This window comes from Pseudomonas sp. B14(2022) (assembly GCF_012030485.1).
In the GTDB taxonomy this organism is placed as follows: domain Bacteria; phylum Pseudomonadota; class Gammaproteobacteria; order Pseudomonadales; family Pseudomonadaceae; genus Aquipseudomonas.
The window spans coordinates 145,244-168,312 of sequence record NZ_JAAUVM010000011.1; the positions used below are offsets into that span (position 1 = coordinate 145,244).

The following is a 23,069-nucleotide window of genomic DNA, read 5'->3' on the forward strand; positions in this document are numbered from 1 at the left end:
ATTCTTTAAGCCCGCGAACGCGGGAGTGCCAGTTGCAGCAGGCGTGCTTCATCCGCTTGATCGCGGCTCAGTTCGCCGGTCAGCGCGCCTTCGCTCATCACCAGGATGCGATCGGAGATGCCCATCACTTCCATCAGGTCGCTGGACACCACGATCACCGCAATGCCGCTGGCGGCCAGGTTATGAATGATCTGGTAGATCTCCGACTTGGCGCCGATGTCGATGCCACGCGTCGGCTCATCCAGCAGCAGCACCTTCATGGGCATCGACAGCCAGCGGCCAAGAATGGCTTTCTGCTGGTTGCCGCCGGACAGGTACATGATCTTTTGCGCGGCGGTCGGGGTTTTGACTTTCATTGCCTTGATCTGCTGGTCGGCATTGCCCTTCTCCCAGCCATCGCGCAGCAGCCAGCCGAACGAAGAGTGGGCTCCACGCGCGCTGATATTGATGTTCTCGGCGACGCTGGACAGCGGAATAATGCCTTCCTTTTTGCGGTCTTCCGGGCACAGCAGCACACCGGCGGCGATGGCGTCGCGGGGTGAGCGCAGTTGCAGGGCCTCCCCGCATAACTCCAGGCTGCCGGCACTGGCGCGCTCCAAACCGCTGAGCAAACGGAACAACTCCGTGCGCCCTGCCCCCACCAAACCGAACAGGCCAAGGATTTCGCCTTTGCGCACCTCAAAACTGATCGGTTCACGCAAACCCGGGCCCAACAAACCGTCCACCTTGAGCGCCACCTCGCCGTGCTCACGCGGGCGGTAGTCGTAGATGTCCTGGATGTCGCGACCGACCATGCAGGTCACCAACTGGTCGTGGGTCAACGCACTCATGTCATCGAAGGTGCACACGTAACGGCCGTCCTTGAACACCGTGACCGCGTTGCAGATGCGGAACACCTCTTCCATGCGGTGCGAGACGTAGAGCACCACTTTGCCCTCGTCCCGCAGGCGCGTGATGATCGCCATCAGCCGGTCGATCTCCCGCGCCGACAGGCTGCTGGTCGGTTCGTCGAAGGCGATCACATGGGCGCCACGGGACAGCGCCTTGGCGATTTCCACCAGTTGGCGCTGGCCCAGGGACAGGCGGCCGAGTTTTTCCTCGGGGTCGATTTCATCCGCCAGGCCCTTGAGACAAGCCAGGGCCTGCTTGCGCAGCAGGCTCCGGTTGACCACGCCGAAGCGCGATGGCAAATGCCCGAGGAACAGGTTTTCGGCGACGGTCATTTCCGGCACCAAGTGCAGCTCCTGGTGAATCACCGCCACTCCGCTGGCGATGCTGTCGGCGGCGCATTTGAACGCCATGGTCTGCGCGCCGATCTGCACGCTGCCGCTGCTGGGGATATAGGCACCGCCCAATATCTTCAGCAGCGTCGACTTGCCCGCACCGTTCTCGCCCATCAGGGCGTGCACCTGCCCCGGGTGGGCGGTGAAGCTGATGCCGTCCAGCGCCTTGACCCCGGGAAAGGTTTTGCCGATAGCGTCAAAACGCAGGGCCGCCGCAGTCATTTCCACAGCCCGATCTTGGTCAGTTCTTCCTGGAAGTTGGCGCGGGTGATCAGGGTCACTTCATCCATGGCCGTGTATTTAGGCGGCTCAGTGCCCTTGGTGACCCACTCGTACATCATCAGCGCGGTGTTGTAGCCCTCGATGTGCGGGCTTGGCAGCATCGAGCCGAAGAAGCCGCTGTTGGCTTTCTTCAATTCGCCGATGGCGTCGGTGCCATTGATGCCGATACCGATCACATTGGCCGCCGCGAAGCCGGCGCTTTCGGTGGCGCGCACGCCGCCGAGCACGGTGTTGTCGTTCATGCCGCCGATGATCAGGTTTTTCGCGCCGCTGGGCAGCTTGACCAGGGCCGAGTTGGTGGCGTCCATGCTGCCGGGAACGTCGAGGGTTTTCAGCGCGGCGGTGAGGATATGGTCCTTGGGAATGCCGGCTTCTTCGAGGGATTTGATCGAGCCATCGGTGCGTTTCTTGCCGGTGTCGAGTTCATTGAAGGTGTTGATCACCGCGTAGGTGTCCTTCCAGTCCCAACCGCGTTTTTTCGCTTCGGCAGCCATGGCCGCGCCTTGTTTCTGGCCGACTTCAAACGCGGCCATGCCCAGGTACGGCACGTCCTCCATGAAGTTGCCCTTGGCGTCGACAAAGCGGTCATCCACGGCAATCACTTTCAAGCCGTTGGCCTTGGCCTTGGCGACAATGGCCGGGCCCAGGGACACGTCCGGCGGGCAGATCACAAAGCCCTTGGCGCCGTTGGCGGCCAGGCTGTCGATGGCCGAGAGGGTTTTCTCGCCATCGGGCACGGCGATCTTGATCACGGTAAAGCCATGTTCCTTGCCGGCTTTTTCGGCAAAGGCCCATTCGGTCTGGAACCACGGTTCCTCGGCCTGTTTGACCAGGAAGCCGATCTTCACTTCCTCGGCAAATGCGAAAGTACTGAGGCCGCTGAGCACGGCGGCAGCTGCCAGTACGCGTATTCCTTTTTTCATGAACGGCACCTCTTGTTGTTATTGGGAGTGGCAAGTTCTAGTCGTGGTACATCACAGACCGCCCGCCATCGATCATCAGGCAGGTGGCATTGATAAAGGGCGCCTCGTCGGTCGCCAGGAACAGCGCCGTCATCGCCACCTCGATGGGCTGGCCGATGCGCTTGGGTGGGTGCAGGTCGAACGCGCGCTGGCGCTCGGCGTGGGGGTCAGGGAAACCGTTCCAGTAGTCGACGTTGAGCTGAGTTTCGATATAGCCCGGGGCGATGGCATTCACGCGAATGCCCTTGGGCGCGTATTCGATACCCAGGGCGCGGGTAAGGCCGAGCAGGCCGTGCTTGGCCACGGGGTAAGGGAAGCAGCCGGGAATGATGTGGCTGGAATGGGTGGAGGCGATATTGATGATGTTGCCGATGCCCTGCTCGATCATGTGCGGCAGCACCGTGCGGCAGCCGTACCAGGCGCCGTCGAGGTCGATGGCGAAGCAACGACGCCAGTCTTCGTCGCTCATCTCCAACGGGTCGCGGAACACGTTGACGCCGGCACAGTTGACCAGTACATCCACCCGGCCGAAGCGCTCAATGGCCACATTGACCAGCGCCAGCCATTGCTCTTTGGAGGTGATATCGACCGACTGCGCGTAGATCTCGGCGCCGCGTTCGCGCCAGTGGGCGGCGACTTTCTCGACCTTTTCGCCCTGTATATCAGCGATCACCAGGCGTGCCTGCTGGGCCTGGAAACACGCGACGATCGCCTCACCAATGCCCTGAGCGGCGCCGGTGATGATCACCACCTTGTTCTTCAGCCGCTCGCCGTAAGTTGGCTCGGGCACGGCGGGTAATGACAACGGTTGAGCCTGCATCGCTTCACCTGTTTTATTTTTGGCAGTGAGTGCTGATGCAAAGGACTATAAACCCATCATTTGAAATATCTCAATATATAAATTTGCATCCCACATAGTGAGCAAAATCAAAAAATAATGTGGGAAGGGGCTTGCTCCCGATAGCGGCACGTCAGCTACAGAAAGGCTGACTGATTCACCGCTATCGGGAGCAAGCCCCCTCCCACATTTGATCTACAGTGCTTTCAAAACGGTGGCCTCAGCCAAGGGCGAAGTCTCGCAGCGCATCACCTTCCATGCGATAGCGCACCCACTCCTCCTGCGGCTGGGCGCCGATGGATTTGTAGAAGGCAATCGCCGGCTCGTTCCAGTCCAGCACGCTCCATTCGAAGCGCGCGCAACCGTTATCAAAGGCAATCTTCGCCAAGTGGCGCAACAACTTCTTGCCCGCCCCGCCGCCACGTTGCTCCGGGTTGATGTACAGGTCTTCGAGGTACAGGCAGTTGCTGCCCAGCCACGTGGAATAGCTGAAAAAGAACACCGCAAAACCAATCGGCAAGCCATCCCGCGAGCAGATCAGGCCATGGGCGGTGGCGCCCTCGCTGAACAGGCTGCGCTGGATGTCCACCACGCTGGCGATCACTTCATGCCGGGCTTTTTCGTACTCGGCCAACTCAGTGATGAAAGTCAGGATTTGCGCAGCATCGCTGGGCACGGCGGGGCGAATCTCGATGGTCATGGGCGAGCCTTGGGCAATTTCAAAGCACACATATTAAGGCGCTTTGATGACTGGTTGCAGTGCAATTTCGTGGGTTGCCACGTTACTCCGGCCAGCAGTAATGCAAGGACCAGCAACCACAGAACAAACCCAATCAGCGTACATGTTAAACAAGGGACCATAAATCCAACCACCTCCAGGCGGCCCCATGCACTCCAAGTCCCCGGTGAGCACCCAGCTGTTTGCCCTGTTCTGCCTTGCCAGCTTCCTGCTGTCGCTGTCCTACGGCTCGACCTTTCTGTTGTCATTGCTGATTCATGCACGCGGTGGCAACGAACACGACGCCGGCAGCGTGATCTGCGCCGCGATGCTCAGCACTTTTGTCGCGGTGCTGCTTTCCGGTCATTTGGCCGATGCGTTGGGGGCGGCGCGGGCCGTTGCGGGGATGGGTGTATTGCTGGTGGTGGCGTGCCTGGGTTTTGCGTTGATGCCGGGATTTGGCGAGGGCCTGATGCTGTTCGGGTTGTCCCTGGGGCTTGGCTGGGGCGTGTTCTATACCTTGGGCCCGATCATCGTGGCCATGCTGGTAGAGCCCCGGCAACGGGCCAAATATTTTGCGTTGCTGTCGGGCAGCATGATGAGCGGCATCGGTGCGGGGCCTTTGCTGGGACGCGCCGCCAATGCGCTGGACCTGCCCCTGACCAGCGCCTTCTACATCGCCGCGCTGGCCAGCCTGGTCGGGGTGCTGGTGTTCTGGCAATTGGGCACGGCGCTCAAGCGCCACGCAATGGCGCCGGTGTCGAAAATATCCTGGGGAGCGTGTTGCCGCGTGCTGTCTTCACGGGCCGTGTTTGCGATTGTCATGGTGGGCCTCGGAGGGTGCGTGTTTGGTGGTTTGTCTTCGTTCCAGACCAGCTACGCAGCGGCCCACGGCCTGGATTATTCGCTGTTCTTCACAGGGTTCGTGAGTGCGGCCATTTCCAGTCGCCTGCTGATAGCCGGCTACGTGGTCAAGCGTGATGCCTATGTGAGCGCCTGTGTGCTCTCCGGCGTGATGCTGGGGTCGATCCTGCTGTTTGCCTTTGGGGTCAGCGGCAACGCCAGCTACCTGTTGGCGGCCGTGACCTTGGGCGTCGGTTATGGCCTGACGTATTCGGTGATCAACGGGCTGGTGGCCAACGAGGCACCCGCCGGCACTACGTCCCAGGCACTGCTGTTGTTTAGCCTGGCGTATTTTGTCGGGGTATTCGGCTTTCCGTGGCTGGCGGGCTGGATCATCGTCGATTTCGGCCTCCCGGCGCTGATGCTCAGCGTGCTGGCCGTGGCCTTGGGCAATTGGTTGATCAGCCTGGCGCGCCTGGCTTGGCGCCAAGCAGCGTCACATAAAATCTTACAGGTGGGTTGATACCGTTCGTCGTCCTCAAGGCACGATCCGCAAACGGCGGCTGACCAATAAAGGGTAAGGACATTAATCCTAGGGAGAAACCCTCATGAAGCATTCCACGTTTGCTGCCCTCGCCCTCTCGGGTCTGTTGTCTGCCGCGTCGCTGAGCGCCTTTGCTGCCAGCTCGTCCACCGGACCGACCGATCCAACACCTGACGCCACCACTGAGTCCCAGAAATCCATGGGTACCGGCCTCGACACCAATGGCGGTGCGATTATCCAACCCGGTGCTGACCCTCGTACCCAGGGCAATGACACCCAACGCCAGGCACCGCCTGCCGTCGGCAACGGCAAAATGGGCCCGGCGATCAATCAACCCAATATCAACAAGGGCGACGACTCGAACGTCCCTGGCGCGCCGAAACAGCCTGCACCTTGATCCATCGATAGCAACACCGACACCCGACCATTTCCCTGTGAAGAGGTACGCATGAACGTCGATAGAAACCTTGAGAAAGAAGTCCTCACCCGCCTGCTGCACGCCCATCCGCAAGGCTTGGGCAAGGAAGTGCTGGACAACTACCGTGGCGAAAAAGAGGTTGCCAGTGTATTGGCATTTCTGCAGGACCGCGGGCTCATCAAGGATGGGCATGTGACCACCGACGATGCCGGTGAGTACTCACTGAATTTGCCGATCAAGTTGACATCGTCGGGTGTGGACGAGGCGCGCAAGCTCGAAGGTGAGACACGCCAGTAGCACTCGTGCAAAACCAGATGTGGGAGTGGGCTTGCTCGCTCCCACATTTTTGCCCGCGTTTATTCTGTGAGTAATGCGTCGACTTCGGCGGCGCCTGGGGAAGTTGCCGGCCCCCACCGTGTCACCGCCAGAGCTGCCGCGGCGTTCGCCCGCTGTGCTGCCGCGGCAGGTTTCAAACCACCCGCCAATCCCGCAATAAACACCCCTGCATGTGCATCCCCCGCGCCATTGCTGTCCACCGCCTGCACCTTGAAGCCGGGTACATGCTCGATCTGACCCGCACGTCCCACCCAGCAGCCATTCGGTCCGTCACGCACCACCAATAGCGTCTCGGCGCGCAGGTGCTGGCTGAGCGCCGGCAACGCTGCTGCAATGTCTGCCGTGCCAGTGAACGCCAAGGCTTCAGGACCATTGCTGGTCCAGATATCGATACGTGGCAACAGCGCACGCATCAGGGGCGAATCCGGTGCCTTGACCAACGGGCCCGGGTCGAACACCACCGCGATTTCCCGGGGCAATGCCAGCAGCCAGTCGATCAGTGGCTGGGCCTTACCCTCCAGAAGCAGGCTGTAGCCACTGACATACACATAGTCATCCGGATGCGGCACAACATTGGCCAGGTCCTCGGCACTCAGTTCACCCTCGGCGCCGATATGGGAAATAAAGGTTCGCTCGGTAGTGGCCTCGGTCAGGGACACGCACAAACCGGTGTCCTTTCCGCTGCTGGCCGCCAGGGCCATTTCAATGCCCTCGGCCTGCATCGCCGCGCGGGCCAGGTCGCCGAAGCGGCCATCGCCGTGACGGCCCAGATAGACCACCGGCAAGCCATTGCGCCGCGCCGCCGCCATCACATTGAAGCCCCCGCCGGCTTCGAAGCTGGCGGACTTGGCCAGCACGTCGCCGCCGGTCGCGGGCAAGGTGTCGAGGGCCATGACCAGGTCGACGATGACCTGGCCCGTGTGCAGCAATCTAGACATTGGGGCTCTCGACTAACGCCGGACGACGGTCAGCCGCGCCGCCCAGTACCGCATAAATCCCACCGGCAACCAGGAAGGTGACGATCCAGCCCAGGCCATTGTGGCCAAGCCAGGAGTCGGACAACGGCCCGGCGAACCAGATGTTCTCGGCGGTGGTGCCGATGGTGGTGAAGCTGAAACCCAGCACGATGGCCACGGCCCAGGCGCCGAATGCACGCCATTCCACACCGCCGCGATACCAGTAGGCGCTGCTTGGGCTCACGTCCAGCAGGTCCTTGGGGCTGTAGTAATGACGATGGATCAGGTCGACCACGAAGATCCCGACCCACGCGGTGATCGGCACCGCCAGCAACGAGATGAAGGTGATGAACGGGCCGTAGAAACTGTCGGCGATCAGCATGAAATAAATGGAGCCGGCGAAGATCGCCACGATGCCGACGATCACCGCATGCACGCGCTTAACCTTCAGGCCGAGGGTCAAGGTGGTCAGGCCGGCCGAATACACCGACAGGTTGTTCGACAGCAACAGCCCGCCAAACGCGGTGATCAGGTACGGCACCGCCATCCAGGTCGGCAGCATGTCGCGGATCGCAATGATCGGGTCAGTGGCCGCGGCCAGGTCATTGTTGCCCACCGACAGCAGGCCGCCGAGGGTGATCAGCAGCACCAGCGGAATGCCCGCACCAAATGCCGCCGACGCCACCAGGCGCACGGCTGTGACGCTGCGGTGCTGGTAGCGCGACATGTCGGCACCGGCGTTGGCCCAGCCGATACCGGTACCGGCGGCCATGGTGCCAACGCCGATGATCATCGCGCTCAGGGGAGCCGGGGTGGCATTGAACACCGCGCTCCAGTCGATGGTGGCACAGAGGAAACCGCCCACCAGGATATTCAACGCGCCGAACACGTAGGTGGCCCACTTCTGGATCACCAGCAAGGTGGCGTGGCCCAGGCCCGAAACGGCCAACGTCAGCAACACAAAAATGCCGATGAATATCAGGGTAAGGACCGGTGCGCTTTTCGCCTCGACCGCAGAGCCGAACAGAATCGAACACAACGACAGCAACACGAAGGCAGCCGTGGTGGTGTTGACGGTTTCCCAGCCCAGGCGCGACATCAACGACACCAGCGTCGGGCCGATATTGCCGCGCACACCGAAGATGGCGCGGGACAAGGTCAGGCTGGGCGCACGACCGCGACGGCCAGCGATGGAGATGATGCCCACCACGGCGAAAGAGCCGGCGGCGCCGAGGATCGCGACGATAACTGCCTGCCAGATGGCCAGGCCGCGAAACGCCACAAGGGTCGCGCCGAGGGGCAGGCCGAGGATGCTGATATTGGCGGCGAACCACACCCAGAACAGTTGCAGCGGATGGCCGTTGCACTCGCCTTCAGGGACCGGTTCAATACCGCGGGTTTCCAATTGCCCGGCACTTTGGCCGGAAGAAGTACTGCTCATGAGACGTGCTCCTGGTGCCTGTATTGTTGTGGTTGTGGCAGATATGCAAGTTGAATCGGTATCCCGGTCTTCCTGACTCAGCGCAATTCGAGCAAGCCTTGAACCAGCGGCTGCAGATCCAGGCCATTGACCTGCTTGACCTGCTCGATCATCGATTCGGGCCAGCACTGCAGGCCGAGGCAGGCACCGAGCATCGCGCCGAGCATCGCGGCAATCGTGTCGGTATCGCCGCCCAGGCTCGCGGCCAGGCACAGGGCTTCGAACGCGTTCATGGCCCCCACCGCCACTTGCTGGGCGAGGGCAAATGACACAACCACCGACTCCTGGGAGGCGACGGAGGTGCCGATCAATTCATACAGCAGGTCGGCGAACAGGGCTTTGTCGCCGCTGCCGACGCTCAGGGTGCGTGCCCAACTGATGCGGGTGGAGATGCGCCCGCCGGCAATCCAATGGCCATGGCCTTCCGCCTGTTGAGCCACCTGGGTGCCGATATTCAAGGCTTCACCCAAGTCCACACCGTTGATGCCCGCGGACACCACCGCCGCCACTGCCGCTGCGCTGGAAATGCCCAGGGTGGTGTTGTGGGTGACCTGGCAGGCCTGGATCACCGCCTGGATAAATCGCGCCGGGTCGCTGACATTGGCGGCGATCCCCACGGGAGTGATGCGCATGGCGGCGCCATTGGTGGTGCCGTAGCGCCCGGACTCTTCCGGGGTATGGCCGTTGAGGATCATGTCGATTGCACGCTTGGTGGAGGGGCCGAGCAAATCCTGGGAGCCCTTGGCGCGCATCACCGCTTCCCAATCGATCAGGCGCCGGGCAAGCACGGTGGGGTCGATCTTGCCTTGGCCCTCGACCAGCAGCTCACCCACCAGGATCGCTTGCTCGGTGTCATCGGTGATGGAGCCCGCCGGCATATTGGGCGCGATGGGTTGGTCGGCGTCGGCATCTTCCAGGCCGGTAATGGCACCGAAACGCTGTTGCACTTGCTCACGGCTCAGGGATTGGGTGGGCATGCCCAGGGCATCGCCCAACGCCAGACCGTAGAAAGCGCCGAGGGCGCGGCTATTCGGGGTCATTTCGAAGATCCAAACTGCAGGTGCAGGCGAAAGTGCAGAGGGTCGAGCAGGCTTTCGACGTACTCCATGAAGCGCTCGCGGCGATCGTAGGTGGTGCGCGAGGCCTTGAGAAACACCGTGCCCACCGGGCGGCCAAGCAACTCGGCGTCTTCATCGCCAAGGGGCTCGGCGCCGATCCATTGGTCACCTTCGGCACCGACGTAACCGTAGGCTGCCAGGGTGATGGTCAGGGAATTGTCGATCAGGCCAACGCGGGGCAGGCCTTCCAGGCCACCGGACGCGGGCATCAACGAGCGCTCAAGGGAAACGGCCGTGCCATCAGTCGTCCGGCGGCGGCGGTCGAGGGCGATAAATTGGTCGGTGCCGAACCGGCTGAACAGATCGGGGCGCGTCGTCGCTTCCAGGCGCAGAATATCGGTGGTCACCAGAGCCCCGGTGTCCGCCAGGGCCTGGGCCCAGCCGCTGGTTTGATCGAGCGCGATGCCATCAAACGTGACGATAGAGCCCACGCCGCTCTGGGTCGCGATGTAATTACGCCTTTTGAGTTCGGCGAGGGCTTCACGCAGCGTGCCCCGGCTGACCGCAAACTCTTCAGCCAGTTGATGCTCGCCCGGCAACAGGAAACCGTCGGCCATCACCCCACCCTCGATACGGCGGATGAGCTCGTCGACGACGCGTTTTTTCTTATCAAAGCGGACATGTCTAATCATGTACAAATTGATAACCGAAAGCGGCCATTTGCAGCAAGGGAATTATTTCAGGGAGATGAAAAAAATCGGGCTCAGGGTTCCAGGCCAATGCGGAAAAATTCGCCGCCGCTCCATACGCCAAGCCAGGTCTGACCGTTGATCGGACGGCTCACTGCCAACTCCACCAATTGGTAGAACACATTGCGATGCACCAGGGCTTCAAGGTTGGTACGCACGCGCAGATAGGGGGACGGCTCTTGGGTGACAGGGTCGATCACCACCCGCAGTGGATGCTCAATATCGGCTTCAATCTGTTCGTCGACGTTGGTGGTGAAGCGCAGCACCTGGCTTTCGCCCTGCCCTTCGACGTCGAGAGTAACCGCGACAAAGGGCGCATCATCGACGGTGATACCGACTTTTTCCACGGGAGTGATCAGGAAGTAATCATCGCCGTCGCGGCGGATAATAGTGGAGAACAACTTGACCATCGGTTTACGCCCGATCGGCGTGCCCTGATAGAACCAGGTCCCGTCACGGGCGATCCGCATGTCGATATTGCCGCAGAAATCCGGGTTCCACAGATGCACCGGCGCCGGTCCCTTGCCCTTGGGCAACTGTGCCAACAGATCGTTGGCCTTGGCGGAATCGGTCATGGTGTTCTCCTTGGTGTTACTGATCGCCCATGCCCAGCAGGCCTCGGGCGTACTGCGCCAAGGGGCGGGCAATCAGATCTTCTGGCTTGTTGTCGTGGAACGTCAGTAAACCGCCACGACTGCGAATACGTGCAGTATCAATCAAATACTGGGTGCTGGTCTCGATCAACATGATCTGGATCACCCCGTTGTCCAGGCCAAGCCGGTCCAACGCCTCTTGATCAGCCCATTCGTCGGCGTTGCCGATACGGTCATCGGCCTTGGCGAAGCGGCAGTACAGCAGGTAGTGGGCACCCGCCGCACGGGCTTCGGCCATCGCCTGCTCGAGGCCTTCCGGCTGACGAGCGCGACGCACCATGGGGAAGTATTCGACGAAACCGTTGAAGGCTTCCTCGGCCACCACGTTCGGCCGCGGGTAGGCGCTGCCGGGCGGTACGAAGGCGCCCTGGGCAATAAAGACAAAGGAATCCGGCTGTATGCGCACCGAGGCGGTACGACGAGTATCGCTGTGGTCCAGCAGCCCGGCGTCGCTCATCTGATAACGGGTGCCTTCGGCCATATCGCTGACGGTCATGCAACCACTCAGCGTCAACGACGCCAGCAACAAAACCAGACTACGCATCCTAATCCTCCAGAAGCCGGTGACGGAAAACCGGCGAATGGCCACGAGATGCAGAATCCGCGCCATTTGGAAACAACGCAGAACTAAATGTGGGAGGGGTTTGCCGCCTCCCACATTGGGTGATGTGTAATCTTGGGGATAGGGTCAGCCGCCGATGATCTTCATGACCGTCGCGCCGCCGGAGAAGGCCACTTCCTGTTTGTCGCCCAGGGCCTTCATCAGCAGGCCTTGCAGGGCCGGCAGCGCCTGGTGGCGGGGCTTGTCCAACAGGTCGCCGACGTAGTGACGGTTGCTCGACGACAGGCAGCCATGCAGCCAGCCGGTCGACGACAACCGCAGCCGTGAACAGGTACGGCAGAACGGCACGCTTTCGTTGGCGATCACGCCAAAGAAGCCTTTGCCCGGCACTTCGTAGCGCACCGCCGTGGCATCCACGGGAGCGTTGGCTTGCAGGTATTCGTAATGTTCGCCGATCAGGCTGAGCAGTTGTTGCAGGCTGACGAACTGCTGCAGGAATGCATTGGAGTCCTTGGCCAGGTGGCCCATGCGCATCAACTCGATAAAACGCAGCTCGTAACCACGCTCCAGGCAGTAGTCGAGCAGCGGCATCACCTGGTCGAGGTTCTGGCCGCGCAACGGCACCATGTTGACCTTGATCTTGATCCCGGCGGCGCGGGCCTGGTCCATACCATCGAGCACGGTGGCCAGGTCGCCGCCACGGGCGATGCTGCGAAAGGCATCGGCATCCAGGGTGTCGAGGGAGACGTTGATACGGCGGATGCCGGCATCCACCAGCAGCGGCAGTTTGCGCGCCAGCAACTGGCCGTTGGTGGTCAGGCTGATATCGCTGAGGCCCATGCCGCCCACTGCGCCCATGAAGGCTTCCAGCTTGGGGCTGACCAGCGGTTCGCCGCCGGTGATGCGCAAGCGGTCGATACCCGCCGCTTCGATCAGGTAGGCCACGCCACGGGCCATGGCCTCCGCCGAGAGTTCGTCCTGGGCAGCCACCAGCCGCTTGCCGTTCGGCACGCAGTAGGTACACGCGTAATTGCAGGCTGAGGTCAGGCTGATCCGCAAATTGCGAAAACGCCTGCCTTGACGATCAACGATCATGGATCACTCCGGCAGAGGAAGATTCGGGCGCACTGAAAACTGACTGATAAATCAGCTTTTAGCAAGATCCTTGCCTGAGTATATTCCTGGGTTACTGCGCCTGGCAGTAAATCGTTACGTGGCTGGGGTTTCGACGGGGGCCGCTTCAACCAGTGCTGGCTCGCTGCTGTGTTTACGCTTGTTGCCCATGCGCACACCGATGTCCATCAGGAACTGGAAGAAGCCTTCCTGATCTTCCAGCACATTGCTCCAGAACGGCGAGTGGTACAGCGCCACGGCGCCGTGCACCAAGGCCCATGCAGCGCAGTAGTGGAAGTACGGTGGTACGTCTTCAAGCTTGCCTTCGCTGATGCGCCCCTTGATCAGCAGGGTCAGGCGTTCGAAGTTCGAGGCGCGGATCTTGTGCAGCTCCTCGACCATCTCCGGCACTTGATGGCCCTTGACCACCTTCTCTTCCAGGCGGTCAAACAGACGGTAGCGCTGTGGGTCCCGCATACGGAACTCGAAGTAGGCACGGGACAGCGCTTCCTTGTCCTTGTCGACATCGGCCGAATGCAGCAGCTCGTTCAAGTCGCGCTCATAGTCGAGCATCAGGCGCAGGTAGATCTCGGCCTTGGACTTGAAGTGTTTGTAGATCGTGCCTTTGCCGATACCCACGGCATCCGCGATCATCTCGACGGTGACGCTGTCTTCGCCTTGTTCGAGGAACAACTTGAGTGCGGTGTCGAGAATTTCCTGCTCACGGCGGCGAAACTCACGGACCTTACGGGGTTCTTTGTGCATGAGGAAGAGGTCTGCAAAGGTCGGAATAGGGAGGGTTGCGCAGGGCCACAAATACATGGCGATACGATTTACCCAGTGCGAGGGATTATCCCGACTGAACGGTCGTTGGGCAACGTCTATGTGAACCCGCCCTGCACTTTACTTTCAGAGCGCCAACGATTTCATGCCTATCAGTCAGAAATAAAACGCAACAACTGCGCCGTGCACCCGCCCAATGAGAACTCAAGCGAAGCGCATGTATTCCAAATCTGTTTAAAAAACGATCAGTCGTGACTGGACTGAATCAGATACTGATCAATACTTGAACTGTTGGCGTGACATCTCCCCCAAGTGAAGCGCCGACCTGGGTACCGACGGACTGTGTGCCCTTGTTTTACTCCTAATGGTCTTAACCCGGATTCACCCCCCAGAACCCGGGTTTTTTTTGCCTGCGATTCAGTCGTGTCAGGCAACTACATGGGCCAGAGGGAAGAGGCGCTTGAAGTTTTCGGTGGTCTGCTCGGCAAAGCGCTCATAGGACTCACCGCGCAGCATGGCCAGGTAATCCGCCACATCCCGTACATATTCAGGCAGGTTCGGTTTGCCACGATGGGGAATCGGCGCCAGGTACGGCGAATCGGTTTCCACCAGCAGGCGATCCGCCGGGACCTGGCGCGCCACGTCGCGCAGGGCATCGGCATTGCGGAACGTGACAATGCCCGACAAGGAAATATAGAAACCCAGGTCGAGTGCGGCCCTGGCCATGTCCCAATCCTCGGTAAAGCAATGCAACACGCCGGCCTGGGGCAACGCGGCTTCGCGCAACAGGGCAAGGGTATCGGCACGGGCGCCACGGGTGTGGACGATCACCGGTTTGCCGGTTTGCCGGGCGGCCTGCAAATGCAGGCGAAACGAAGCCTGCTGCAACTCGGCGGCTTCCGGCTCGTAATGGTAGTCCAGGCCGGTTTCGCCAATGGCCACCACGCGCGGGTGATTGAGTTCGCCCAGCAGCCAGTCGAGGGCCGGGGCTTCGCCGGGCTTGAGGTCCAGCGGGTGGATACCCACCGAGCAATCCACATCGGCATAACGCTCGGCCAGGGCTTTGACGTCGGCAGCATTTTCGGCGCTGACGCCAATGCATAGGAAATGCCCTACCCCACGCTGGCGTGCAGCGTCGAGGGCAGCATCAAGGGAGCCGCCGTGCTGGGTGAGGTCAAGGCGATCAAGGTGGCAATGGGAATCTACAAGCATAGGAAATTACGACTTAAGTCACGGAAAGTGTCTGGCCAACGATACACCCGTCGGCCAAGGAAATTAACGCCGGCCGAGCAAGCCAACCCACTGCACCAGCAGCGCTTCAAGCAACAGCACGCGGTTGAGGTTGGCCTTGCCGAGCACCTTCTGGCGCTGGGCGAGGATCCAGTCCTGGATAGTCAGTACCTTGTCCTGGGCACTTTTCTGCGCGAGGTATTGCACCACCTTGCGCATGTCCGGCAAGCCCAGGCCGTTTTCATCCTGGGTCAACTGGTAGCGCAGGATCAGGCTCGACCAATCACAGAACCAGTCGAACAGCAGCAGCAAGGGAATGTCCTTCCACGCACTTTCGGCCAACTGGGTGGCGGACAGCTCTTGTTTGAGCAGTTTTTTCACCCCATCCACAACCAGGGCGCGTTGCTCACGTACGCCCTGGGCTTGCAGCTTGACGGCCGCCAGCGGGGAACCGGCCGCCAGGGTCAGCAACTCGACCCGTTCCACTTCGGAGCAATCCGGCAGCGCCTTCGCCAGCCATTGCAGGCTCATGGCTTCGCTCGGCAACGGGCAGGCCTGCTGTACGCAACGGCTGCGAATGGTCGGCAACAAGCGGCTGGACTGGTGACTCACCAGCAACAACACCGTGTCGCCGGAGGGTTCCTCCAGGCTCTTGAGCAAGGCATTGGCGGCGTTGATGTTCATCGCCTCCACCGGCTCGATCAATACGACTTTGCGCCCGCCCATCTGCGCGGTCTGCACCACGAAACTGACGAGGTCACGCACCTGGTCGACCTTGATCGCCTTATCGGCTTCCTCGGGTTCGAGCAGGTAATTGTCCGGGTGGCTGCCGGCCTTGAGCAACAGGCAGGATTTGCACTCGCCGCAGGCTTCAAGATTGACCGGGCGCTGGCACAGCAAACTGGCCATGAGTCGCTCAGCCAGATCACGTTTACCAATACCGATCGGCCCGTGCAGCAGATAAGCATGGGCGTGCTGTGCGCGTCCGGCCAACTGCTGCCAGAGACTGTCCTGCCATGGGTAGGCTTCAGCCACGGGCGCGCTCCAACAGCTTGGGCAACAGGGCGTCGATGGCCTGCTGCACTTGCGTCAATGGCTGGGCCGCGTCCAGCAGGTGGTAGCGCGCCGGTTCAGCCTCGGCGCGCTTGAGGAACGCGCTGCGCACAGCATCGAAAAACCCCTGGCCTTCCAGTTCGAAACGATCGAGACGCCCACGGGCGCTCGCGCGGGCCATGCCCACTTCCACCGGCAGGTCGAACAGCACGGTCAGGTCAGGGCGCAAGTCTCCTTGCACAAAGGTCTCAAGGGTAGCGATACGCGCCAGGGACAAGCCTCGGCCACCGCCCTGGTAGGCATAAGTGGAATCGGTGAAACGGTCGCAGATCACCACGGCACCACGGGCCAGGGCCGGGCGAATCACCTCGGCCAGGTGCTGGGCACGGGCAGCGAACACCAGCAGGAGCTCGGTGTCCGGGTTCATCTGTTCTTCGCCTGGGGCCAGCAACACTTCACGGATGCGCTCGGCCAGTGGCGTACCGCCGGGCTCACGGGTCAACACCACCTCGACACCTTCAGCGCGCAAGCGCCCGGCCAGGTAATCGCGGTTGGTGCTTTTGCCGGCGCCTTCGGGGCCTTCCAGGGTAATAAACAAGCCAGTCACAGGCAGTCCTTAGTCAGAGTCATTGCGGGCTTTGCGGCGCGGCGGCATCCGACGCGGGCTCGGCGGGTGCATCAGCAGGCGGCGTTACGTCTTCCGGCGGTTTGACCATCGGTGCCGGGCTTGAGCGGTAATCGGCACGGCGCTTGAGCTGGAACTCACGCACGGCGGCATTATGCGCACCCAGGTCATCGGAGAAAATATGGCTACCGTCGCCACGGGCGACGAAATACAGGCTGCTGCCCGGCACCGGGTTCAACGCGGCATGGATCGCCTCGCGGCCGACCATGGCGATGGGTGTCGGCGGCAGACCGGCAACCATGTAGGTGTTGTAGGGGTTGGCTTCCTTGAGGTGCGCACGGGTCAACTTGCCGTTATAGCGCTCGCCCAGCCCGTAGATCACGGTCGGGTCGGTCTGCAGCAGCATGCCGATCTTCAGGCGGCGCACGAATACCCCGGCGATCTGCCCGCGCTCTTCCGGCACACCGGTCTCTTTCTCCACCAGGGAGGCCATGATCAAGGCTTGATAGGGGTCGGTATAGGGCGCATCGGCAGCGCGCTTGCTCCACTCCTGGGCGAGCACATCATCCAGGCGGTTATAGGCTTTCTTCAGGAACTCGACATCGGTCATGCCGCGCACGAAGCGGTAGGTATCCGGGAAGAACCGCCCTTCGGGGAACACGCCGGGATGGCCGAGCTTGTCCATCACTTCACTGTCACTCAGGCCCGACAGGGTCTGCACGATCTTTTCATGCTTGGCCAGTGCCGAACGCACCTGACGGAAATTCCAGCCCTCCACCAGCGTCAGGCTGTATTGCACCACTTCGCCGCGCTGCCACAGGCCGATCAGGCCTTCGGCGGTCATGCCGGGGGTCATGCGGTATTCACCGCTGTGCAGCGGTTGGCCGTCGAGGTTGAAGCGCCAATACAGGCGCAACCAGAACGCGCCGTCGAGCACGCCATCGGCTTCCAGGCGATTGAAGGTCCCGGTGGGCGTCGCCCCTGCCGGAACATCGAGCAATTGCTCCTGGGTCAGATTCAACGGCTGCTTCAAGGCAGCGTCGTATTTCCATGCGGAAAACCCCAACAGCAAAGCCGCCGAGAACAGACCGATCAGCAGCAGTACAACCAGTTTTCGTATCAACTCAAATATCCAATAGCGCGCGAACAATGCCCTGCAGTTTACGGGTGAGCGGCCCAACCGACCAGCTCATCGCAGCGCATCCACGCACCGGCCAAATGCCATAAACGCTGTTGCATACGAAGACTTCGTCGGCCTCGCGCAATTGCTCGAGACTGATGTCGGCCACAGCCACCGGGACGCCCAGGGCTTGCGCCTGCGCCAGGATCTCGGCGCGCATGACGCCTTCAACGCCGCAACGATTCAGATCAGCGGTTAGTAACAAGCCGTTACGCACCAGGAACAGGTTGCTGAATACGCCCTCAATGACACGCCCGGACATATCCAGCATCAAACCTTCGGCATGTTCGGCATCCTGCCATTCAGCACGGGCGAGCACCTGTTCGAGGCGATTGAGGTGCTTGAGACCGGCCAGCAGCGGCTGCTCGGCCAAGCGGGTGGCACACGCAAACAGACGAACACCGTCGGTTCCATGGGCCTGGGGATAGGTAGCAGGCGGACTGCCCTGCAAGATACGACGCACAGGGGCCTCGGGGTTGATGCCGTAACCGCGCAGGCTGTCGCCGCGGGTGAGGATCAACTTGAGGACACCGTCGCCGAGAGCGGCGGCATAGGCCTGCACTTCGCTGCGGACCAGCACTTGATCCACAACGAAAGCGAGGCGCCTGCAGCCCTCATCAAGGCGTTGCAGGTGACGGTCAAGCAGCACGGGCTGCCCGGCCTTGACGGCGACGGTCTCGAACAGGCCGTCACCGTACGCCAGGCCGCGATCTTTCAGGGGCACGCTGTCCGCTGGCTGACCGTCGACCCAGCTGTGCATCACTCGGCGAACCGGCGGAACACCAGGGAACCGTTGGTGCCACCGAAGCCGAACGAGTTGGAGATCGCAACGTCGATCGGCATCTGTTGCGGCTCATGCGGCACGAAGTTCAGGTCGCAGCCTTCGTCCGGCTCATCGAGGTTGATGGTCGGCGGAGCGACCTGGTCCTTGATGGCCATCACACTGAAGATCGCTTCTACCGCGCCCGCCGCACCCAACAGGTGGCCGGTCATGGACTTGGTGGAGCTGACCGCCAGCTTGTAGGCGTGCTCGCCGAACACCGACTTGATGGCTTCGGCTTCCGCCAAATCGCCAGTCGGGGTCGAGGTGCCATGGGCATTGATGTATTGCACCTGGTCTGCATTGACCTTGGCATCGCGCAAGGCGTTGGTGATGCAACGCGCAGCGCCGGCACCGTCGGACGGTGGCGAGGTCATGTGATAGGCGTCGCCGCTCATGCCAAACCCGATCAACTCGGCATAGATGGTGGCACCACGCGCCTTGGCGTGCTCCAACTCTTCGAGTACCAGGGCACCGGCACCGTCGGCCAGTACAAAGCCGTCACGGCCTTTGTCCCACGGGCGGCTGGCACGGGTCGGCTCGTCATTGCGGGTCGACAGTGCACGGGAGGCGCCAAAGCCGCCCATCCCCAGGCCGCAGGCCGCCATCTCAGCACCACCGGCGATCATCACGTCGGCTTCGTCATAGGCGATGTTACGCGCCGCCATACCGATGCAGTGGGTACCCGTGGTGCACGCCGTAGCAATGGCGTAGTTAGGCCCCTGCGCACCCAAGTGGATGGACAGGAAACCGGAAATCATATTGATGATCGAGCCAGGCACGAAGAACGGTGAAATTCGACGGGGCCCGGATTCGTGCAGCGTGCGGCTGGTTTCTTCGATATTGGTCAAACCGCCAATACCCGAACCCATGGCCACGCCGATGCGCTCACGGTTGGCGTCGGTCACTTCCAGGCCAGCGTTACGCACTGCCTGAAAACCGGCTGCCAGGCCGTATTGAATGAACAGGTCGAGCTTGCGGGACTCTTTGATCGAGAGATATTCCTCGACATTGAACCCCTTTACCGAGCCGCCAAAACGGGTGGAATAGGCAGAAAGGTCCGTATGTTCGATCAGACCAATACCACTGCGGCCAGCCAGAATGCCCTGCCAACTGCTCGGCACATCCGTACCCAGTGGCGACAACATACCCATACCGGTGACTACGACGCGTCTACGCGACACAGCACTCTCCTTTTTCTAATGACGACACTTTGCTTCAGAGCTTACTTTTCATCAGCGCTAAAGAAAAAACCGCACGCCGTTACAGCAGTGCGGTTTTTCCCTAACAGCAGGCGACGACTACAAACTATTACGCCTGGTGGTTCGTAACGTAGTCGATAGCAGCTTGAACAGTAGTGATTTTTTCAGCTTCTTCGTCCGGGATTTCGGTCTCGAATTCCTCTTCCAGAGCCATCACCAGCTCAACGGTGTCAAGGGAATCGGCACCCAGGTCTTCTACGAAGGAAGCAGTGTTGACCACTTCTTCTTCTTTGACGCCCAGTTGCTCGGCAACGATTTTCTTGACGCGCTCTTCGATGGTGCTCATACCTTGTTTAACTCCTAATGGACAAATTCAGGCAGCTGGCCAGTGGGTAAGTGTATAGAAAGCCTTTTCAGCTTTTCAACTGAAAGCTTCACCCTGTACCCGGTTTGCCACCTGCCTATAAATTAAGTTGCAGCTTTATAACGGATTTTAGACAGCTCGTATGACATTTTTTTGAAGCGATCCGTCACAATTTAACTCATGTACATCCCGCCGTTCACCGGGATTGTAGCCCCAGTCACGTATGCCGCACCGTCGGATGCCAGGAAAGTGACCACATTCGCGATCTCTTGAGCCTGGCCCAGACGGCCCAGCGGAATCTGCGTCAGCAACGCTTCACGCTGTGCTTCCGGCAGTTCGCGGGTCATATCGGTGTCGATGAACCCTGGGGCCACCGAATTGACCGTAATCGACCGCGAGCCGACCTCACGCGCCAATGCACGGCTGAAACCTTCCAGACCGGCCTTGGCGGCTGCATAGTTTACTTGGCCTGCGTTGCCCATGGCACCCACTACGGAGCCAATATTGATAATTCGACCCCAGCGCGCCTTGGTCATGCCGCGCAAAACACCCCTGGACAGGCGAAACAGACTGTTCAGATTGGTATCGACCACGTCGTACCACTCGTCGTCTTTCATGCGCATCATCAGGTTATCGCGGGTGATACCAGCGTTATTCACCAGAATTGCCGGGGCTCCGAACTGTGCGGTGATCTCGGCCAAGACGGCAGCCACGGACTCATCGCTGGTCACGTTCAGCTCAAGGCCGGTGCCTTGTACGCCGTTTTCCTTCAGGGTCGCGGCGATACGCTCGGCGCCCGAGGCGGAAGTGGCGGTGCCAATCACGACGGCGCCCTGACGACCCAGCTCCAGGGCGATGGCCTGGCCAATGCCACGGCTCGCGCCGGTAACCAGTGCAACTTTACCTTGCAGACTCATGCAGGCTTCTCCTAAGTTCGGGGATCAGGCCAGCGCCGCACGAGCGGCAGCGAAGGCATCCGGGGTATTGAGGTTGGCAGTCGACACGCCGTCGGCGCAGCGCTTGTTCAGGCCGGCCAGGACTTTGCCCGGGCCGCACTCGACCAGCTCGGTGGCGCCATTGGCGGCCAGGGTCTGGACCGACTCGACCCATCGCACAGGCTTGTAGAGTTGCTCCAGCAGGTCGCGCTTGAGGGTGTCGAGGTCGACGGCCACGGCCGCGCTGACGTTCTGCACCAGCGGGATCTGCGGCGCCTGCCAGTTGATGGCCGCGATGGACTCGGCAAAACGCTCGGCAGCCGGGCGCATCAGCTCGCAGTGCGACGGCACGCTCACCGGCAACGGCAATGCACGCTTGGCACCACGTGCCTTGCAGCCCTCGATGGCACGCTCGACGGCCGCCTTGGCACCGGCGATCACCACCTGGCCTGGGGAGTTGAAGTTTACCGCGCTCACCACTTCACCCTGGGCCGCTTCGGCACAGGCTTCGATTACGACAGCATCGTCCAGCCCCAGGATAGCGGCCATCCCGCCCTGCCCGGCCGGAACGGCTTCCTGCATCAGTTGTCCACGACGCTCGACCAGCTTGACCGCTTCAGCAAGGGTCAGGCTGCCCGCCGCCACCAGGGCGCTGTATTCGCCCAGGCTATGACCGGCCACGAACGCCGGACGCGCACCGCCTTCGGCCAACCACAAGCGCCACAGGGCGATTGAAGCGGTCAGGATGGCTGGCTGGGTTTTATCGGTTTGATTGAGCTGCTCTTCCGGCCCCTGCTGGGTCAGCGCCCACAGGTCGTAACCCAGGGCCTCGGAAGCTTCCTTGAACGTGTCCAGGATCAGCGGGTATTGCGCGCCCAACTCGGCCAACATGCCGAGGGACTGCGAACCCTGCCCTGGAAAGACGAATGCGAGGGATGTAGACATGTAACAAGCCCCTAATGATCTGGTCGTCGGAAATGGTCGCTCCTCGGTGGGAGCGCACGAAACTGACAGATTGGATGGTCAATTGAACTGGCCGGTCACATTTAAGCATTCCCAGGCCAATTCGCCTAAGGCAACAGATCCTCAAGACGTCCGTGCAAGCGTTGCGGCAGGTTCTCCTGGATCTCGATCAAGGCCCGCGCAATCGCACTCTGGAAGCCTTCGACGCCTGCGGAACCGTGGCTTTTCACCACAATGCCCTGCAACCCGAGAAAGCTCGCGCCATTATGCCGCGCTGGCGCCAGATCGGCCTGTAGGCGACGCATCAACGGCAGCGCCAATGCCCCCACCAGGCGCGACGCCAGGCTTTGCTTGAACAACGCTTCGATGCGCGTGGCGATCATGGTCGCCAGGCCTTCGCTGGATTTAAGCAGGATATTGCCGACAAACCCATCACACACCACCACATCCGCTTCGCCACGGTACAAACCATCACCCTCGACAAAGCCGATGTAGTTCAGACCTCGCGCACCTTGCAACAAGGTCGCGGCAAGCTTGACCTGCTGGTTGCCCTTGATGTCTTCGGTACCGATATTCAGCAAGGCCACGCGCGGACGAGCCACGCCCAGCGCTTCGGCGGCCACAGAGCCCATCACGGCGAACTGGAACAGGTGCTCGGCACTGCAATCCACATTCGCGCCCAGGTCGAGCAACTGGCAATAGCCTTTCTGCGTCGGAATCGCCGCCACCATCGCCGGCCGGTCAATTCCCGGCAGCGTCTTGAGCACATGCCGCGACAACGCCATCAGTGCACCGGTGTTGCCGGCGCTGACACAGGCTTGCACCTTGCCATCACGCAGCAGCTCCAAGGCCACCCGCATCGAAGAGTCAGGCTTGCCGCGCAGGGCCGTCGCCGGCTTTTCATCCATGGTGATGGTTTCGCTGGCTGGCGTAACAGTCAGGCGCGCGCGATCCACCGCCGGATGGCTGGCAATCAGTTCTTCAAGGAGAGAGGGTTGACCGACGAGGGTCAGGTGCAGCGAGGGCGTAGCAGACAGGCTGGCAATGCAGGCCTGAACAATGCTGCGGGGACCGAAGTCCCCGCCCATTGCGTCAATCGCGATGACTTGAGCAGACAAG

At 61.1% G+C, this 23,069-nt stretch carries 25 protein-coding genes; 3 read left to right on the plus strand and 22 right to left on the minus strand.

Annotated elements, in window-relative coordinates:
- Positions 1-5: 5 nt before the first annotated feature.
- The 4 genes from araG to HCF10_RS17850 form a co-directional block, all read right to left on the minus strand.
- Positions 6-1,505 carry an L-arabinose ABC transporter ATP-binding protein AraG gene (gene araG / locus HCF10_RS17835; RefSeq protein WP_167656093.1) on the minus strand — a complete coding sequence of 500 codons (1,500 nt, stop codon included), beginning with the start codon at positions 1,503-1,505 and terminating at the stop codon, positions 6-8.
- Positions 1,502-2,488 (minus strand): substrate-binding domain-containing protein, encoded by a 987-nt coding sequence (locus HCF10_RS17840; RefSeq protein ID WP_167656075.1) that lies wholly within the window; start codon positions 2,486-2,488, stop codon positions 1,502-1,504. Before HCF10_RS17840 ends, araG begins: the two co-directional genes overlap by 4 nt.
- 37 nt (positions 2,489-2,525) lie before the next feature.
- On the minus strand, positions 2,526-3,347 hold the full coding sequence (locus HCF10_RS17845; protein WP_131697746.1) for an SDR family oxidoreductase: 822 nt from the start codon (positions 3,345-3,347) through the stop codon (positions 2,526-2,528).
- Positions 3,348-3,585: 238 nt separating this feature from the next.
- Positions 3,586-4,065 (minus strand): GNAT family N-acetyltransferase, encoded by a 480-nt coding sequence (locus HCF10_RS17850; RefSeq protein ID WP_027607824.1) that lies wholly within the window; start codon positions 4,063-4,065, stop codon positions 3,586-3,588.
- Positions 4,066-4,252: 187 nt separating this feature from the next.
- On the opposite strand from HCF10_RS17850, the gene HCF10_RS17855 reads away from it, so the two are divergent.
- From HCF10_RS17855 to HCF10_RS17865, 3 genes are all read left to right on the plus strand, one after another.
- Positions 4,253-5,449: an MFS transporter gene (locus HCF10_RS17855; protein WP_145338691.1), complete on the plus strand. Its 1,197-nt coding sequence runs from the start codon at positions 4,253-4,255 to the stop codon at positions 5,447-5,449.
- An 85-nt stretch (positions 5,450-5,534) separates the two neighbouring features.
- The gene (locus tag HCF10_RS17860) at positions 5,535-5,867 is read left to right on the plus strand and encodes a hypothetical protein (protein WP_131697748.1); all 333 of its coding nucleotides are present in this window, start codon (positions 5,535-5,537) and stop codon (positions 5,865-5,867) included.
- A 51-nt stretch (positions 5,868-5,918) separates the two neighbouring features.
- On the plus strand, positions 5,919-6,185 hold the full coding sequence (locus HCF10_RS17865; protein ID WP_167656076.1) for a hypothetical protein: 267 nt from the start codon (positions 5,919-5,921) through the stop codon (positions 6,183-6,185).
- A gap of 59 nt (positions 6,186-6,244) precedes the next feature.
- On the opposite strand, the gene HCF10_RS17870 is transcribed toward HCF10_RS17865, so the two are convergent.
- From HCF10_RS17870 to plsX, 18 genes are all read right to left on the minus strand, one after another.
- Positions 6,245-7,162, minus strand: coding sequence for a PfkB family carbohydrate kinase (locus HCF10_RS17870; RefSeq protein WP_167656077.1), 918 nt, complete (start codon positions 7,160-7,162; stop codon positions 6,245-6,247).
- Positions 7,155-8,621 carry a purine-cytosine permease family protein gene (locus HCF10_RS17875; RefSeq protein WP_167656078.1) on the minus strand — a complete coding sequence of 489 codons (1,467 nt, stop codon included), beginning with the start codon at positions 8,619-8,621 and terminating at the stop codon, positions 7,155-7,157. The genes HCF10_RS17870 and HCF10_RS17875 overlap by 8 nt, the downstream gene beginning before the upstream one ends.
- 77 nt (positions 8,622-8,698) lie before the next feature.
- Positions 8,699-9,700 carry an ADP-ribosylglycohydrolase family protein gene (locus HCF10_RS17880; RefSeq protein WP_131697751.1) on the minus strand — a complete coding sequence of 334 codons (1,002 nt, stop codon included), beginning with the start codon at positions 9,698-9,700 and terminating at the stop codon, positions 8,699-8,701.
- On the minus strand, positions 9,697-10,410 hold the full coding sequence (locus HCF10_RS17885; protein WP_131697752.1) for a GntR family transcriptional regulator: 714 nt from the start codon (positions 10,408-10,410) through the stop codon (positions 9,697-9,699). The genes HCF10_RS17880 and HCF10_RS17885 overlap by 4 nt, the downstream gene beginning before the upstream one ends.
- A 71-nt stretch (positions 10,411-10,481) precedes the next feature.
- Positions 10,482-11,042, minus strand: coding sequence for a DUF1285 domain-containing protein (locus HCF10_RS17890; protein ID WP_131697753.1), 561 nt, complete (start codon positions 11,040-11,042; stop codon positions 10,482-10,484).
- A 16-nt stretch (positions 11,043-11,058) separates the two neighbouring features.
- Entirely contained in the window at positions 11,059-11,664 is a 606-nt protein-coding gene (locus HCF10_RS17895) for a DUF4823 domain-containing protein (RefSeq protein WP_027607816.1), read from the minus strand.
- A gap of 144 nt (positions 11,665-11,808) precedes the next feature.
- Positions 11,809-12,777, minus strand: coding sequence for a GTP 3',8-cyclase MoaA (locus tag HCF10_RS17900; protein WP_131697754.1), 969 nt, complete (start codon positions 12,775-12,777; stop codon positions 11,809-11,811).
- Positions 12,778-12,891: 114 nt separating this feature from the next.
- A complete protein-coding gene (locus tag HCF10_RS17905) occupies positions 12,892-13,560 on the minus strand; it encodes a TetR/AcrR family transcriptional regulator (RefSeq protein ID WP_027607814.1) in 669 nt (222 codons plus the stop codon).
- A 444-nt stretch (positions 13,561-14,004) separates the two neighbouring features.
- Positions 14,005-14,790, minus strand: coding sequence for a TatD family hydrolase (locus tag HCF10_RS17910; protein ID WP_131697755.1), 786 nt, complete (start codon positions 14,788-14,790; stop codon positions 14,005-14,007).
- 63 nt (positions 14,791-14,853) lie between these two features.
- Positions 14,854-15,843, minus strand: coding sequence for a DNA polymerase III subunit delta' (locus HCF10_RS17915; RefSeq protein WP_167656079.1), 990 nt, complete (start codon positions 15,841-15,843; stop codon positions 14,854-14,856).
- Positions 15,836-16,468: a dTMP kinase gene (gene tmk / locus HCF10_RS17920; protein ID WP_145338698.1), complete on the minus strand. Its 633-nt coding sequence runs from the start codon at positions 16,466-16,468 to the stop codon at positions 15,836-15,838. Before tmk ends, HCF10_RS17915 begins: the two co-directional genes overlap by 8 nt.
- A gap of 19 nt (positions 16,469-16,487) precedes the next feature.
- Positions 16,488-17,609: an endolytic transglycosylase MltG gene (gene mltG, locus HCF10_RS17925; protein ID WP_131697758.1), complete on the minus strand. Its 1,122-nt coding sequence runs from the start codon at positions 17,607-17,609 to the stop codon at positions 16,488-16,490.
- 1 nt (position 17,610) lies between these two features.
- Positions 17,611-18,426 (minus strand): aminodeoxychorismate lyase, encoded by an 816-nt coding sequence (gene pabC, locus HCF10_RS17930; protein WP_131697759.1) that lies wholly within the window; start codon positions 18,424-18,426, stop codon positions 17,611-17,613.
- Positions 18,426-19,670 (minus strand): beta-ketoacyl-ACP synthase II, encoded by a 1,245-nt coding sequence (gene fabF, locus HCF10_RS17935; RefSeq protein ID WP_131697760.1) that lies wholly within the window; start codon positions 19,668-19,670, stop codon positions 18,426-18,428. Before fabF ends, pabC begins: the two co-directional genes overlap by 1 nt.
- Positions 19,671-19,797: 127 nt before the next feature.
- Complete coding sequence (acpP, locus tag HCF10_RS17940; protein WP_003442511.1) at positions 19,798-20,034, minus strand: acyl carrier protein; 237 nt, start codon at positions 20,032-20,034, stop codon at positions 19,798-19,800.
- A 191-nt stretch (positions 20,035-20,225) separates the two neighbouring features.
- Positions 20,226-20,969, minus strand: a complete 744-nt coding sequence (gene fabG / locus HCF10_RS17945) for a 3-oxoacyl-ACP reductase FabG (protein WP_167656080.1) — start codon at positions 20,967-20,969, stop codon at positions 20,226-20,228.
- A 24-nt stretch (positions 20,970-20,993) separates the two neighbouring features.
- Positions 20,994-21,932, minus strand: a complete 939-nt coding sequence (gene fabD / locus HCF10_RS17950) for an ACP S-malonyltransferase (RefSeq protein ID WP_032886801.1) — start codon at positions 21,930-21,932, stop codon at positions 20,994-20,996.
- A gap of 125 nt (positions 21,933-22,057) precedes the next feature.
- A complete protein-coding gene (gene plsX, locus HCF10_RS17955) occupies positions 22,058-23,068 on the minus strand; it encodes a phosphate acyltransferase PlsX (protein ID WP_131697761.1) in 1,011 nt (336 codons plus the stop codon).
- Position 23,069 lies beyond the last annotated feature (1 nt).